The sequence below is a fragment of the Pseudarthrobacter sp. NamB4 genome, assembly GCF_005796185.1.
Classification (GTDB): Bacteria; Actinomycetota; Actinomycetes; order Actinomycetales; family Micrococcaceae; genus Arthrobacter.
In genome coordinates, this window is record NZ_VAHM01000028.1 from 1 (window position 1) to 12964 (window position 12964).

Sequence of the window (12964 nt, forward strand, 5' to 3'; positions counted from 1 at the left end):
TTCCAGTGAGGCAACGACGGAGCCTTCCCGGACCTATTGACGTGAGGCAACAGGGGGGCCGGAAGGGCTGGATCCCATGTGGCACGTGATTGAAGGACACCACTGGCAGCTTCCACGCCAGGAAGTCGGAAGGCAAATGGCTTATGGAACCTGAACAGGACCGGGCCGGCAGGAACCCGCCGCCTCATCACTGGCAGTCCAGTTTCCGCATTGGCCTGGCAGCCGCCGAAGATCCGGTCAGACCATCCAGCGCCACCAGCGCGGCCGCTCCGGTTCCGGCGCCGGTTCCGGCTCCGGCTCCTCGCCTAAGGCCAGCGCGGCCTCGACGATGTCGTCCGCGGTGAGCGTCATGACGGCCTCACGATCGAGCTCGTCGAGGCTTCGTTCCTCATCGCGCGACAGCCGCAACGCCTGGCGGTTGAGCGCCTGCTCGAACAGCGTGCGGGCGAACCGTGCGTTGCCGGAGTCCTCGCCCGCGTGGAGCCCGGTGAAGATGCGGCGCAGCATCTGGTCCGCACCCGGCTCCAGCGCGTACTCGTGCTGGGCCAGCATCTGGTGGAAGATCGTCTGGAGTGCGTCGACGGAGTAGTCGGGGAACGTGATCTCGCGGGCGAACCGGGAGCGAAGTCCGGGGTTCGAGAGCAGGAAGGACTCCATCAGCCGCGGGTACCCGGCCACGATCACGACCAGGCGGTGGCGGTGGTCCTCCATCCGCTTGAGCAGGACCTCGATAGCCTCGGGGCCGAAGTCCGTCCGGCCGTCCTCCGGGGCCAACGCGTAGGCCTCGTCGATGAACAGGACGCCGTCCAGCGCCCGCCGGATCACCCGGTCCGTCTTGATGGCGGTCGTGCCAACGTACTGCCCCACCAGGCCCGAGCGGTCGACCTCGACCAGGTGGCCTTTCTGCAGCAGACCGACCGCGCGGTACATCTCGGCCAGAAGCCGCGCCACGGTGGTCTTGCCCGTGCCGGGGTTACCGAGGAACACCAGGTGCTGTGATGTGGCCACCTCCGGCAGGCCGTGCGTCTTACGGCGGGCCTGGACCTGGAGCAGTGCGACGAGGGCCCGCACCTGTTCCTTCACGGTCTCCAGTCCAACCAGCGCGTCGAGCTCGGTCTGCACCTCGGACAGCGCCCGGGCCGGCCCGGGCTTCGCGCCGATGAGATCTCCGACCAGGTCGTCGACGCGCTCCGAACCGGGCAGCTTGAGCTGATCGGCCAGGTGGCCGATGGTTTCGCGCAGTTCCTCGAGCGGATGGCGGCTGGGAGCCATGCATCCACTGTAGTACTCGATTCCCCAACCGGGTGGGGCTGGGTTCACCAGTATCAACTCTTTTGGTCGTAGTATTCACGCGTACAGGCACTCTCCTTTGGATAATGCGGGCACTGGCTGTGGTTTCGGTGCTGACTTCGGCAGCTCTAAATCTGAGGCGGCAACGAGGTGCCCGACCTATGCGAATAGGATGACTTGGTCATCGAAGGACCAACACCGCACCGGTTCCTGACTCGCAGATGGGGAATCGGCCATTTGTGGTTAGCCCAACTGGACGACGGCGACGTTCCCCGGCGCTGCATTCACTGCGGGAAGGAGAATTCCCACAATGCCCCCGGGTCGGGAAGTGGTAGGTCTAAACGGCGAATGGCGGAGGCGACAGATTCTTTGGTGGAGGGTCTACCTCTCACCTTGGATTCTTCATCGCGGATTCGTTATGGGCTAAGCCGACTGCCTCAGGGACGTGCTTTCCTGCTATCGGCTTGAGGACGGCCGTCGTGCCGCCCATGCTGCCCAAGGTACATGGTTTTGACCGGCATCAGACGTCACGAGGAGGGCATATATGCCCATCGGCGTCTACGGGGTAACCGCAGAGCGGGCATAAGGGACGTCCTGCGCCCACCACCTCACGCGTGCGCTTGGCGAATGCGCGGGCGGTGCCCACCGGCATCCGTACCAGCAGCATTTCGGGCGCTTCGGCACCGTCCTGGCCAAGGGATTCGTCATTGTATCCAGCATCGACATCGGCGATTGGGTAAGCCTCTATGATCACCTGCGCAGTCGTTGGGTCCCAACCTAAGCTCATGGCACCAGTTCGAAACTGCTCCTGAACGGCGTCGAGCTGATCGTTGTCGACCAATTCAGCGGGAGTACTGGTGGGAACGCTGAAGGGGTTGCCCTTGAGGGCGACGAGTTGGTCCAAAATGTCGTCAATTTTCTCAGCGAGCAGAGCCGACTGTTGCTTCTCTAGAGCGATACTCACGATTTGGGTGCCTGTGCGTACCTGCAGGTAGAACGTCCGCGCCCCCGGAACGCCGATGGTGCCGATGACGACCCGATCGGGCCAGGAAAACTCATGAACACGTGTAGGCATGCCAGTATCTTAGGCGACATGGGGTTCACGGTTCCGCCGGAAACTGGACGCCAAAGGCGGCGGAGTGCGGTTCCTGTGGGGGACATAACCGTGGTGGGTTGACCAGGAGAGGCCAGATGAAAGCACTGCCTGCAGCAAGCCGTGGATGGGTGCAGCCCATCGCGTGGGTGGGACCGCAGCTTGCCGCTGCCGGCAGCCGCGCGCCCAGATAGCCTCTGCGGTACCGCCCAGGGCCAGTGGGAATGCCACGACGGCGGCCGCGTGGCGCAACAGGCCGTGATTGTTCACTAGCGCTGGCCAGCGGAGAGGATCCCGGGCAGCTCCGACGCAGACGGTCACCCAGACGGGGTTGCCCCGGACGTGTGACCAGACGACGGCCGCTAGTGACAGGGCGCAGCCGGCGTTGATGTAGAGGCCCCAATCCTGGCATCCTCGATCATCGAGGGCACCGGGGTCCAGGCGAAGAACATGGTCCGCGCCAGGCCGAGGCCGATGAAGACCATGGAGGTGAGGACGAGCACGCCCAAAGCAGGAGCAGTCAGCAGGAGTGCCGCGGCGAGAGTCACGGCAAGGACGGCGTATCTTCGTAGCGCCGTCCCCTCAGGCTCTCTGTACAACGAGCCTATCGGCCGGACGGGCCGCCTGTGGCCATGCTGGAGGACGTCGCCGTCATACCCCGGTCAGCTCGTCTGACCTCAGTCGGCCGCCGCCGTCGCGCTTTCGCCAAGGCAATCAACAACGTCAGGATGGTGCCAGTCCAGGCAAGCCCAGTGAGGAACACCAAGGCGATCGCCGCTAAGGGGTGCATGGCGAAAGTCTAGGGCGGTACGACTGGCAGATCGGGACGCAACTCCGCAGCATGACTGCCGGGAATGCCGACAAACAGGGACCAGCAGGCGGCGGATGGCCGTGGGCGCCGGAAGGGCGCGCCCCGTTCTCTGGCGAAGATAGCCACGCGCACCGGCAGGCATAAGGCGGGGTACCTGGGCCTGTCCCCGTCCGGCAAACCTAGTAGAAAGAGATAAGCTCGACGAGCTCTCCGACTCGGTCCTCCGGGTAGTTCCTGGCTATGTCTGCCTGGGTAAGGATGCCGACCAGATCATGGCCGTCGATGACCGGCAACCGGCGCACCTGGTGCTCTTCCATTGTCCTGATCGCTTCCTCAATGGAGTCGTCGGCACCAATGGTCACCGGCTTGCCCTGGCCAAAATCTCCCGCCTTTGCCGTGCGCGGATCCCCTCCCTCGGCGAAGCATTTAACAACAATGTCGCGGTCCGTGATCATGCCTTTGAGCCTGTTGTCCTCGCCGCAGATGGGCAGCGCGCCGACGTTGAGGTCTCTCATCTTCCGGGCCGCAGCCTCCAGGGTTTCGCTTTCACCGATGCACTCAACGCTGCCGGTCATGATCTCACGTGCTGTGGGCATGGCGCTCTCCTTATGTTGGTTCTTCTGGTATTCGGGTCGCGCAAGTCGTGCCACAGTCTCGGTGGGGCACCAAGCGCATCGAGGTCACGAGTTAAAGGTAAGTATGCTGAGCGTTAGTGTCCAGACCGAATAAAGACCTGATCGCGGCCATGGCTAGACGATGAGTCCTGTGTGGGTAACCTGGTTGGTCTGTGCTCCGGGGGGCCTGTTCACTCTTCAGGCCAGTACTGCTGCACCCCGGCCGCGGCCTCCCGAAGTTGCCTGCCGTCCAACATGATGGAAGTCTCCTCCAACCCGAAGTCGAGCCACTGGGCAACAAGGCGAAGCTCGCCGGCCGGGGAGAGCGGCCAAAGCCAGAGCAGGCATGAGCCGGAAAATTCGTCACCACCGCCGCTTCCCCCGCCGTCGTTCAGAACGAGCGTCGGTGGTTCCGGCTGCTGGCCGCCACTTTCCAGCAAGCCATGCGGCCCCACAATGCCGGTGCCGGCTTTCGACCCATCGGGGAACTGCACACCGAACATGAGTCCTGTCTGCCGATCCTTGCTGCGACGGGTGCCCATGCCTGGCTGAAACAACAGGTGCTGCACGTCGGCCCAGTCCTCGTCACTCTGATCCCTGCGGCGGAAGAGCCAGGACAGGTTGAAGGAGCAGCCGGTGGAGTGCACGTCAGCGCTCTTAACCGCCACAACCATGGTGGGACTCCCGTGCAGGAACTTACCGAGATGGACTACAGCGGGCAGCGCATAGGCCGGTGCAGCCGCCCACGGCGGCGGAACGTATCTCGTTGTCCTCGGCTGCAGCGGCATGGGAGGCACTGAAAAGTCTTCGAAAAAGGTCATGGTGGTCCTTCGTTCGGTGGCTGCGACCGACCAGCGGAGCAGCAGCACCGCCGCCGTGGATCCCCCAATCCCTCCTAATTGCGCCAGTTTAGCCCTCCTTCTTCATCCGATTCACAGCAGAAGGTTGGTGCGCTGATGCCCAACAGGCCCAGCGTGAGGCTCTCGAAGGCCATCGGTTTGGCCTGGGGGCTGACTACCATGACCCGGCTGACCGCTGACGGATGCTGGGCCGCCAGAGCGATGGCCAGTTGAGCGCCGGGTGAAAGTCCGATTACCGCCACGGGTCTTCCAACCCGCTGCATCACCAGGTCGTGGAGAGCCCGCGCCGTCATGGGATGCGAGATGTAGGCCTCGCTGCAGCTCTGTCCGTGCCCGGGCAAGTGAGGGACGACTAGCCGACACCGGGGCTCCAGGCTATGCCGCAGCGAGTTCCACATCCAGCAGGCGACGCCCCCACCGAGCAGTAGCAAAACTGGAGGACCTTTTTCGGGTCCGTATAGATCTGCATGCGCCTGCCTAGGCTAGTGGCTACCCGCCTGGCGGGTTTGCCGCGCGGCAGCTCCGGCAATGATGGGCGAGGGTTTGAAGCCCTTGAACGTCAGGTACAGCCCCAGGGACAGCTCCCAGAGGAAGATGGGCAGGGTCGCAACCGCGGACAGGACGGAAACCTGGCTGTTGATGCCGAACATGGTCGTGATGGCTGACACGAGCAGCAGCGGGGCCCCGATCAGTCCCAGGATGGGGATGATGCGCGGTACGAACCGGGACCGGAATAGAAGGTAGCCGAGCAGCAGCGCGTTGAAAGCCGGAATAGTCCCGGGTCCCAGGAGGAACGTCCAGTCCCGAACGGCCACAAGTGCCTGGCCAACGCTGACCAGTGACTGCGGATCTGCTCCGGCAGCTCCGGTCTGCCTCAGCGTTACCACCGCCAGCAGGCTGACAACGCCGATTGCGATGACTGCGGCCTCGAACATGCGTGCCGTGACAAAGCCGAGCGCCAGGCTTTCGTTCTGCCGCTTGACCACTGGGAACAGGGCCACCGCAGTGCCCACGCAGGCGAAGGCGTTGATCAGGTCAAGCAGGCAGCCCCAGATCACGCTGGTGTCATTGCCGGCGCTGACGACGTAGTTGGGGTCGTCTAAGACGGGCCCCAGAAGGAAGACCGCAGGAATGGAACTGGCGAATGTTACGAGGTAGAACACTCCCGCGATGAGGGCGGTCTTCCTTACTGAATTTAAAGCGACTTCTTTCATATCCTCAGTTGCACTTGGCCACAGCCTAGCCCCCGAGCCTTTGGTTCTGGACGCACGGTCACCGGTGTAGCCGCTCCTGCCAGTCTGCGGGTACCTTGTCTGCGGGTGCAGGTGCCGGCTGCTCCACTGGTCTTGATTGTGGATCCGGAAGCCGCGGACCGCGAAAGAATTTTTTCGTGGTGTGCTCGTAGAACCAGTCCTCCCCGGGCTCAAAGGACCTCATTACGGAATGACCCTCGGTGCGTGCGTGGGCGCTGGCATGCTGTGAGGGTGATGAATCGCAGCACCCGATGTGGCCGCATTGGGCACAGCGGCGTAGATGCAGCCACCATCCTGGACCGTCACCGCTGAGGCACTCCAGGCACCCTGTTCCACTGGGTGTAGCATCGAGGCTCATTCCGGGAATAGCGCGATCCTCCATGGGGTCCTCCATTTCCATGGCTCCGGTTCTGCCGAGTCATCCCGCTTGGCCGCCGTCGGGAGCTATTTTGGCAGAATTCCCGGGCCCTTGGAATGACAGTCGCGATGCAGGGAGCACCCCTTGTCCCCGATGTTCCGGCGCGAGTATCGTGATGGCCACCGAACCATTGACCCGGAAAGACGGCGGCCATGGATGACTCGGTTCCGATCATGCTGATTGCCACCACAGACACGACATCTCGGCGCATTCTTGAAGATGAGTTACGCCGACGCTACGGCGCCGACTACGAGGTGGTGGTCTGCGCCGACCACGCCCACGGGCGGGCGGTGCTTGAGGGGCTCCGGCGCTGGAAGCGCCAGGTCGCACTCATACTCGGGTGCCACAGTCCGGGTGACCACGGTGGACTCGATTTCCTGCGGCGTGCCTACGGCTTTCACCCTGCCGCCAAGCGTGGTGTCGTGGTGATCTGGGGCGACTTCGCCAGCGCCCCCGCTGTCTTCCACGCTATCGCCCTCGGGCATGCCGAATTGCTGATCATCCGTCCCGAACGGTCGCGTGACGAAGAATTCCATGGGGCGATTACCGACGCCCTCGATGACTGGCACCTGGCCCAGGGGGTCGCGTTCGAGGCGGTCCGGCTGATCGGGGAGGTGACCGATGAAAGGACTCACACGCTGCGAGACTCCTTCAGCCGAAACCACATCCCCTCCGTCTTCCACCCTGTGGGATCCGAGACCGCGCAACGGACGCTCGAGAGCCTGGGCCTGCGCAACCCCGCACTGCCGGTCATGGTGCTGCAGTACACCGCTCCACCCATTGTCCTTGAGAACCCCAGTGACCTGGAGATCGCCCAGGCCGTGGGGGTGACGCGACCGCCGCCGGGGGACAAGATCTTCGACGTGGTGGTCGTGGGAGCCGGTCCCTCAGGACTCGCGACCGCGGTTTATGCCTCCTCCGAGGGCCTCTCCACCATGGTGGTGGAGGGAGAGGCTGTGGGAGGCCAGGCCGGCACCAGCTCGTTGATCCGCAACTATCCTGGCTTCTCCCGCGGTGTGAGCGGCGCCCACCTGGCCTACCGCTCATTTCACCAGGCCTGGATTTTGGGCACGGACTTCCTCTTCCTGCGGAAGGTGGAGGGGCTCGGGGTGGATGGAGCACTCTACACAGTTTCGATTTCCGACGGCACCCTCGTACGGTGCCGCACAGTCGTAGTGGCGACCGGCGTCGACTACCGCCGCCTCGGCATACCTGAGCTGGAGGACCTGCTCGGCAGAGGCGTCTTCTACGGTGCCACAGTCTCCGAGGCACCGTCGATGGCAGGAAAGCATGTCTGTGTGGTTGGTGGCGGCAACTCGGCCGGACAGGCGGTTCTGCATCTTGCGAAGTACGCGGCGAAGGTAACGCTGCTGGTGCGCGGACCCAGTCTGTCGGTCAGTATGTCGGACTACCTCATCTCCCAACTTGTGGCGACCCGGAACGTTGCTATCCGCTACAGCACCAAAATCGTGGGTGGCCGCGCTCGGGACGGATTCCTTGCCGCCGTCAAAGTCGCCGCATCCGGAGCCGACGCGGGCCCGAGTGAGGAGATCGAGGCGGGCGGCTTGTTCGTGCTGATCGGTTCGGTGCCGCGGACCTCCTGGCTGCCCGATACCGTGGAACGTGACCCAGCCGGTTTTGTGCGCACGGGTTCCAGCCGGAATGTCAGTGACGGCAGGTCGGGAAGGCCGGACAGGGCGCCACTGTCGCTGGAAACCAGCATGCCCGGCATTTTCGCGATCGGCGACGTGCGGGCCGGTTCGATCAAACGGGTGGCTACCGCCGTGGGGGACGGCGCCACCGTGGTATCGATGCTTCACACCTACCTGGCCGAGAACCCCCTGCCTGCCCCGCACCCTGCCCCTGGTGAGGCAACCGCACCTGAGGAGCTGCCCGGTAATGTCCGCTTCAGCTAATGCCACACCGTTGATTGCACCGATGCGGCGGCTGCTCTACGTCGCTGCGTTTCTTGTGTTTCTTGCAGGGCTCGTGCTGTTCGTGTTTCCGCTCCGAACTGCGGAATGGTTCGCGTGGACAGTTAATCCGCCCATGACAGCAGTGTTCCTCGGGGCGGCCTACTGGGCGAGTGCCGGCCTGGAGGTGACGGGGGCCCGCTCAGCGGATTGGGACTCAGCGAGGCTGGCCGTCTGGCCCGTGTTCGTCTTCACGACATTGACCCTCGGCGTCACCCTGCTTCATCTCGATCGCTTCCACCTGTCCCCGGACAATGCCCCGCTTGCCCAAGTGGCCACGTGGGCGTGGCTGGCAATCTATGCCATCGTTCCCTTGGCAATGCTCGTCGTCAGTCGGATGCAGATCCGGTCCCGGCGCCCTGATCCAAAGCCCAGAAGTGAGGGACGGCCAGTCTTGCCCCCTGCGCTTCGGGTGCTTCTTGCGGGAATCGCCGCGGTACTGCTGCTATATGGCGTGGCGCTCCTGGCAGTGCCCGTTTCTGCCGCGACCTGGTGGCCATGGCCACTCTCCGAACTCACAGCGAGGGCGGTCGGAGCATGGCTGGTGGGTCTTGGGTGGGCGGCAGCGCAGGGCCAGTTGAGTAACGACCTTCGCATGGTCGGCCCCGTGGCCCGCACCTCCGTTGCCTTCGTCATCCTGCAGGCGCTCGCCTTGCTGCGGCATGGCGACGCCTTGGCGTGGCCCAGTGCACCGGCGATCGGATTCATAACAGTACTACTTGCCATCGGCGTGGCTGGCGGATGGGCACTTGCACTGTCCCGTCGCCGGTAGCCCGGACCGGAAATATCTGGGCGATCTTCCGCCAAGAGCTTGATCCTCCGGATGGTCACCCGCGAACCCTGCGGGGCCGCAGTCTGCGTGAACGCCTTGGGGTCTGTACCATCCGCTGCCGGGTGCGGCGCCATGGCATGTGCGCACGGCTGCTGCCCGCTTCGGCGGCAGGGGGAGCGGAAGCCACCAGTGAGGAGCCGTTCCGGCGACGGCGCAACCGCAGGATGACGAATACCGTCAAGCCGATCCAGACGAAAGCAGCGCCCAAGATCAGGATTACCAAAGGAATCGCATCCATGGCTCAGTGTAAGCGCGGAGAAGACACTGCGCGTGGCTCTACAGCAAGGGTTACTAACCCGTTATTACAGGGCTTCAGAATCGGTCGTTACCCTTCCATGATCTTCCCGCCATCCATGCGCTCCGACAGCCCTGCATCACTCCGACGCCGGTAAACCAAGACCTTGGAACCGGTACGCACCAGCCCCGGGCCGGATCGAATTCCAGCCCGCTGTCTACGACACGTTGATCCCCTCCGGTCGCTCCAAGGCCCTCACGGGGCTAGAGGTCGTGTACCCGCCGCGCCGGGCGGAATCAAAGGACGCCAGGCAGGGGCTTCCGTGGCAGTTCCACATCATGACTCTGCAATCTGACGGGGGACTCATCGAAGTTGCTGCCAGTCCTCAGAGCCTGCAGAAGCTCAAGGAGGTTGTCGGCTCCGCGAATGCCTAGCCTCAGGCTGAGGTCATTTGCGTAATAGGGTCTGCGCAGGCTCAAACGGTTCCGGTCACACGCACACCGCCAACGGCCCCCGTCCAGGGAGTATCGCCCGGGCTGGGCAGTAACAGATGCGCGAAAACGTACCCCTGCTGAAGCGCAATGACCTGGGAAGTGGCGCCGGCGCAATCCAGTGCGAGTTCCACCGGCTGAAAGGTGGCACCGGGGAACTCCTGCCCGATATAGATTCTTGCACCGGAGGCACCAACACAGGCTGCGGTGACGGTGTATTGCCCGGCCGCCGGCACCTCCTCGAACTTGCCAAAGCCCCGCAGCGGACCATCCAGTGGGCCCACCTCGTAAAGGAGGACTGGACCCGGCGATGTCCGGAGGAGCCGCTCCAGCTCCGCGTAGTTCTCCGCCTCCTGCTCCAGGACCTGCAGATTGTTATAGGGGTGGACGGAGGCTGTTGCGGGCGCGGGAACAGCGGTGGGGGTGCGCTCGGGCTCAGGGTAGTCATAGGAGCATCCCGTCATTCCGCCAAGGGGGATCAGCAGGCACAGGGCAATCGCCAGCAGGTGCCGCTTGTCCTTCATTCCCACCCTTCCATAGTGGGCACGTGCGCTGCTCAAAACAACAGCCTTCGTAGCCGCAAGCTTTTTCAGCCTTCCGGAGTAGCTTCACTCCCGGTTTCACCAGGGCTGCCACCCCAGCCACGCGACAGCCTCCTGCACGACGGGGCCCGGAACGGTGTGGGGCCCGGCAAATTCGCGGTACGTCACCTCGTAGCCATCCCGGACAAGGGATGGCACCAGCCGCCGGCTGGTGCGGTCAATCGGCAGGACGCTGTCACCATCCCCATGTGAAACGAAAACCCTCGGTTTGCCTGCCTTGGGTGCCAGCGGAATGAAACCGGGGGAAAACGCAACGACGTCGGAAAACAGGTTTCCGTTTGCCAGGCCCAAGCCCAGCGCATATGAAGCACCGTCCGAGAAACCGCCGATGGCTACGCGGTTAAGGTCCACGGAGACCAGCTGGAAGATCCGCTCCAAGGCTCGGTTAATAACATCCACGTCAGGGCCGAAGGCGCCACGGATGCCATCCCAGGTGGAGCCCCGTGATGAGGGCGCCGCCATGATGATCCTGTGCGAATCGGCGAATGCGGATAGGAGACCCAAGCCTCCCGCTGCCTCTCCTCCGGCACCGTGCAGTAGAAGAATCAGCGGGGCGGGTACGCCCACTTCCAGCCCCGTTGGCACGTAAAGCAGTGTGTCCCTCGCGGATTCAAGGCCCAGTAGGTGCTGCCCGGGAATGGGCAAAGAGACGGGCGCGCTTTTGGGCCTGGCATTCAGGGCAGCAGCATTCCGCGGTGCTTCCCGACGCTCCATATCTACCTCCGAACAGGTGGAGAGGGCAGCAGCCGCTGCCAGCGCTCCTGCGCAAATCAACAAGCTTCGTCGTGCTGTCACCGGCTCGGATTTTCGCGCCTGGTTTAGAAACTGGTCACCAGTTCGCCGAGCACCCCTTCAAGCCTGCTCGGGTCGGTGGCGTCGTAGTAGTGGGCCCCGCTGGCCCTGGCAATTTCCTTCAGCGTTGGGACGTCGGCGTCCGGCCCGTAAGCCAGCGTAAAGACGAGCACCGGCGTCGAGTGGTTCTGGTGGCTCAACTGTTCGGAGAGCCCACCCAGGTCCCCCGGGTGGGTAGTGTCGTTCTTGCCGTCGCTCAAAAGCACGATGGTGTTGATGAAGGTGTCCTTGTATTCCTTGGCCTGATCGCCGGCGAAGCGGCCCACTGCTTCGAAAAGAGGCGTGGCGTCCACTGCCTTGAGGTCATTGAGCTTGGCAATGAGGTCCTCTTTATTGGTGCTCAACGGGGCAACCGGGCTGACGATACCCGGCGTCAAGGGGCCGTCGCCGACCTGGGAGAAGGCGGCGAGCCCAATCTCGTCCTCACCCACAAAATGGTCCAGCGCCTTGAGAACGGCATCCTTGGCTCGCTGCAGCTTGGTCAGTCCGGGTTCCTGCACCATTGACTCCGAGACGTCCAGCAGGAACAGTGCCCTGGCCCGCTTCCGGACCTCGGGGAAGCTGTCCTGCATGGCAGTAAGAATCTCGGACTTGGGCAGCGGGAGCGGCTGCAGCGTGCCGGGGTAGCGGCCGGTTCCCGCCACACCGGCGTCCAGGTCACCCTGGATGGTGCGGTACCCGGACGCCTTGACCACCTGTTGGCCCTGTTCCGTCACTGCGAACGCGAGGAAATCCTCTGCCGCCAGACGCTGCTGGTTTCCCACCCATTCTCCGTCAAGGATTACTGCCGGATTGTCCGCCACGTGCACGCCGTCGATGGGATAGATCGGGCGGAGCGGCTCCTTTGGCGCGGGGCCCGATTGCTTCGTCAGTCCGTCCTCGCTGACCACTCCCCGGTTGTAGTCCCAGACGGATTTTTCGTCCACGATCACGGCGGAGAGAAATTCTGCGACGTTCCCGGCGTCGTCAGCCTCCCTGGTGTGCCACAGGAAATGCTCGGGGGTGGCCATGTAGTGGCTGGTGCCCAGCTCCACGCCACGCACTTAGGAGTGCCACGGTGGCCGCCGCAGCCATCCAGACCCAGCGTGGATAGATGGGGTCAGTTGCTGCGTGTCGGCGGCCCATGCTCGTTTCCTTTGTCAGCCGCCCGGTTTCCCCGTATGAACGGTGCCAGCTCAACTCGGGCGGGACCGGACACCGGTGAGGGGAGCCGACGACGGCTGGGGGAGGCATTCGCGGTCTCAGACGAAAGCCCTCGTCGCCGGCTCCGCTCACCACGCTATAGCCGTTGCATGCATGGCACCCGAGTAATGAGTACCTAATTGGGAACTTGGCACTACGCACCCTCGCTGCCTGAACCCTACTCCCCATCGTTCCTGGATCTTGCCGACGCTGAAGGCGTACAGCGGGCAATCCGGCAGGTTCAGAATGAACTCGACCACGTGGACATCCTCGTGAATTCTAGCCAGGAAGAATGGAAACCAGCCGGGGAGCATGGTCCCTTTCTGACGCCGGTCATCAGCAGGAGAGCAGGAGAGCAGGACAGCGCCGAGGCCCTCCCGGCAGCACACGTCGCCGACCTGATTAGCAGGGATCCGGCGCCGGGTTGAGAAGGCGTGCAGGGCCTAGGTGTACTCAGT

14 protein-coding genes are annotated in these 12964 nt (G+C 63.7%); 3 read left to right on the plus strand and 11 right to left on the minus strand.

All coding sequences use genetic code 11. From position 1 onward, the window contains the following. Positions 1-237: 237 nt before the first annotated feature. From FDW81_RS17675 to FDW81_RS17710, 8 genes are all read right to left on the minus strand, one after another. Positions 238-1272, minus strand: a complete 1035-nt coding sequence (locus FDW81_RS17675) for an AAA family ATPase (RefSeq protein WP_138135509.1) — start codon at positions 1270-1272, stop codon at positions 238-240. 538 nt (positions 1273-1810) lie between these two features. After that, complete coding sequence (locus tag FDW81_RS17680; protein ID WP_138135510.1) at positions 1811-2365, minus strand: DUF3090 domain-containing protein; 555 nt, start codon at positions 2363-2365, stop codon at positions 1811-1813. 380 nt (positions 2366-2745) lie between these two features. Next, a complete protein-coding gene (locus tag FDW81_RS18245; RefSeq protein WP_205754635.1) occupies positions 2746-2931 on the minus strand; it encodes a hypothetical protein in 186 nt (61 codons plus the stop codon). 442 nt (positions 2932-3373) lie between these two features. Next, the gene (locus FDW81_RS17690; RefSeq protein ID WP_138135511.1) at positions 3374-3790 is read right to left on the minus strand and encodes a CBS domain-containing protein; all 417 of its coding nucleotides are present in this window, start codon (positions 3788-3790) and stop codon (positions 3374-3376) included. 209 nt (positions 3791-3999) lie between these two features. Next, positions 4000-4629, minus strand: coding sequence for a hypothetical protein (locus FDW81_RS17695; protein WP_171027274.1), 630 nt, complete (start codon positions 4627-4629; stop codon positions 4000-4002). A gap of 74 nt (positions 4630-4703) precedes the next feature. Beyond that, positions 4704-5099: an alpha/beta fold hydrolase gene (locus FDW81_RS17700; protein ID WP_255467127.1), complete on the minus strand. Its 396-nt coding sequence runs from the start codon at positions 5097-5099 to the stop codon at positions 4704-4706. Positions 5100-5150: 51 nt separating this feature from the next. Then, positions 5151-5882, minus strand: a complete 732-nt coding sequence (locus tag FDW81_RS17705; RefSeq protein ID WP_138135513.1) for a DUF4386 domain-containing protein — start codon at positions 5880-5882, stop codon at positions 5151-5153. Between the two features lie 58 nt (positions 5883-5940). Beyond that, the gene (locus tag FDW81_RS17710) at positions 5941-6321 is read right to left on the minus strand and encodes a UBP-type zinc finger domain-containing protein (protein WP_370279188.1); all 381 of its coding nucleotides are present in this window, start codon (positions 6319-6321) and stop codon (positions 5941-5943) included. 170 nt (positions 6322-6491) lie between these two features. Between FDW81_RS17710 and FDW81_RS17715 the strand changes: the two genes are divergently transcribed. Both FDW81_RS17715 and FDW81_RS17720 read left to right on the plus strand, forming a co-directional pair. Further along, positions 6492-8255, plus strand: coding sequence for an FAD-dependent oxidoreductase (locus tag FDW81_RS17715; protein ID WP_138135515.1), 1764 nt, complete (start codon positions 6492-6494; stop codon positions 8253-8255). Beyond that, on the plus strand, positions 8239-9084 hold the full coding sequence (locus FDW81_RS17720; protein WP_240720406.1) for a hypothetical protein: 846 nt from the start codon (positions 8239-8241) through the stop codon (positions 9082-9084). The genes FDW81_RS17715 and FDW81_RS17720 overlap by 17 nt, the downstream gene beginning before the upstream one ends. 770 nt (positions 9085-9854) lie before the next feature. Here FDW81_RS17720 and FDW81_RS17725 read toward each other — a convergent pair. From FDW81_RS17725 to FDW81_RS17735, 3 genes are all read right to left on the minus strand, one after another. After that, entirely contained in the window at positions 9855-10430 is a 576-nt protein-coding gene (locus FDW81_RS17725; protein WP_240720408.1) for a hypothetical protein, read from the minus strand. A 60-nt stretch (positions 10431-10490) separates the two neighbouring features. Further along, positions 10491-10934, minus strand: coding sequence for an alpha/beta hydrolase (locus FDW81_RS18250; RefSeq protein WP_205754636.1), 444 nt, complete (start codon positions 10932-10934; stop codon positions 10491-10493). 356 nt (positions 10935-11290) lie between these two features. Further along, positions 11291-12358: a VWA domain-containing protein gene (locus FDW81_RS17735; RefSeq protein ID WP_138135517.1), complete on the minus strand. Its 1068-nt coding sequence runs from the start codon at positions 12356-12358 to the stop codon at positions 11291-11293. Positions 12359-12646: 288 nt separating this feature from the next. Between FDW81_RS17735 and FDW81_RS17740 the strand changes: the two genes are divergently transcribed. After that, the gene (locus FDW81_RS17740; RefSeq protein ID WP_138135518.1) at positions 12647-12934 is read left to right on the plus strand and encodes a hypothetical protein; all 288 of its coding nucleotides are present in this window, start codon (positions 12647-12649) and stop codon (positions 12932-12934) included. Positions 12935-12964: the final 30 nt, after the last annotated feature.

What these genes read in the sequence shown, in the direction of transcription:
- FDW81_RS17675 (WP_138135509.1), bottom strand. Translation starts at nt 1,272, where the DNA reads ATGGCTCCCAGCCGCCATCCGCTCGAGGAACTGCGCGAAACCATCGGC.
- FDW81_RS17680 (WP_138135510.1), bottom strand. Translation starts at nt 2,365, where the DNA reads ATGCCTACACGTGTTCATGAGTTTTCCTGGCCCGATCGGGTCGTCATC.
- FDW81_RS17690 (WP_138135511.1), bottom strand. Translation starts at nt 3,790, where the DNA reads ATGCCCACAGCACGTGAGATCATGACCGGCAGCGTTGAGTGCATCGGT.
- FDW81_RS17695 (WP_171027274.1), bottom strand. Translation starts at nt 4,629, where the DNA reads ATGACCTTTTTCGAAGACTTTTCAGTGCCTCCCATGCCGCTGCAGCCG.
- FDW81_RS17705 (WP_138135513.1), bottom strand. Translation starts at nt 5,882, where the DNA reads ATGAAAGAAGTCGCTTTAAATTCAGTAAGGAAGACCGCCCTCATCGCG.
- FDW81_RS17710 (WP_370279188.1), bottom strand. Translation starts at nt 6,321, where the DNA reads ATGGAAATGGAGGACCCCATGGAGGATCGCGCTATTCCCGGAATGAGC.
- FDW81_RS17715 (WP_138135515.1), top strand. Translation starts at nt 6,492, where the DNA reads ATGGATGACTCGGTTCCGATCATGCTGATTGCCACCACAGACACGACA.
- FDW81_RS17720 (WP_240720406.1), top strand. Translation starts at nt 8,239, where the DNA reads ATGTCCGCTTCAGCTAATGCCACACCGTTGATTGCACCGATGCGGCGG.
- FDW81_RS18250 (WP_205754636.1), bottom strand. Translation starts at nt 10,934, where the DNA reads ATGGCGGCGCCCTCATCACGGGGCTCCACCTGGGATGGCATCCGTGGC.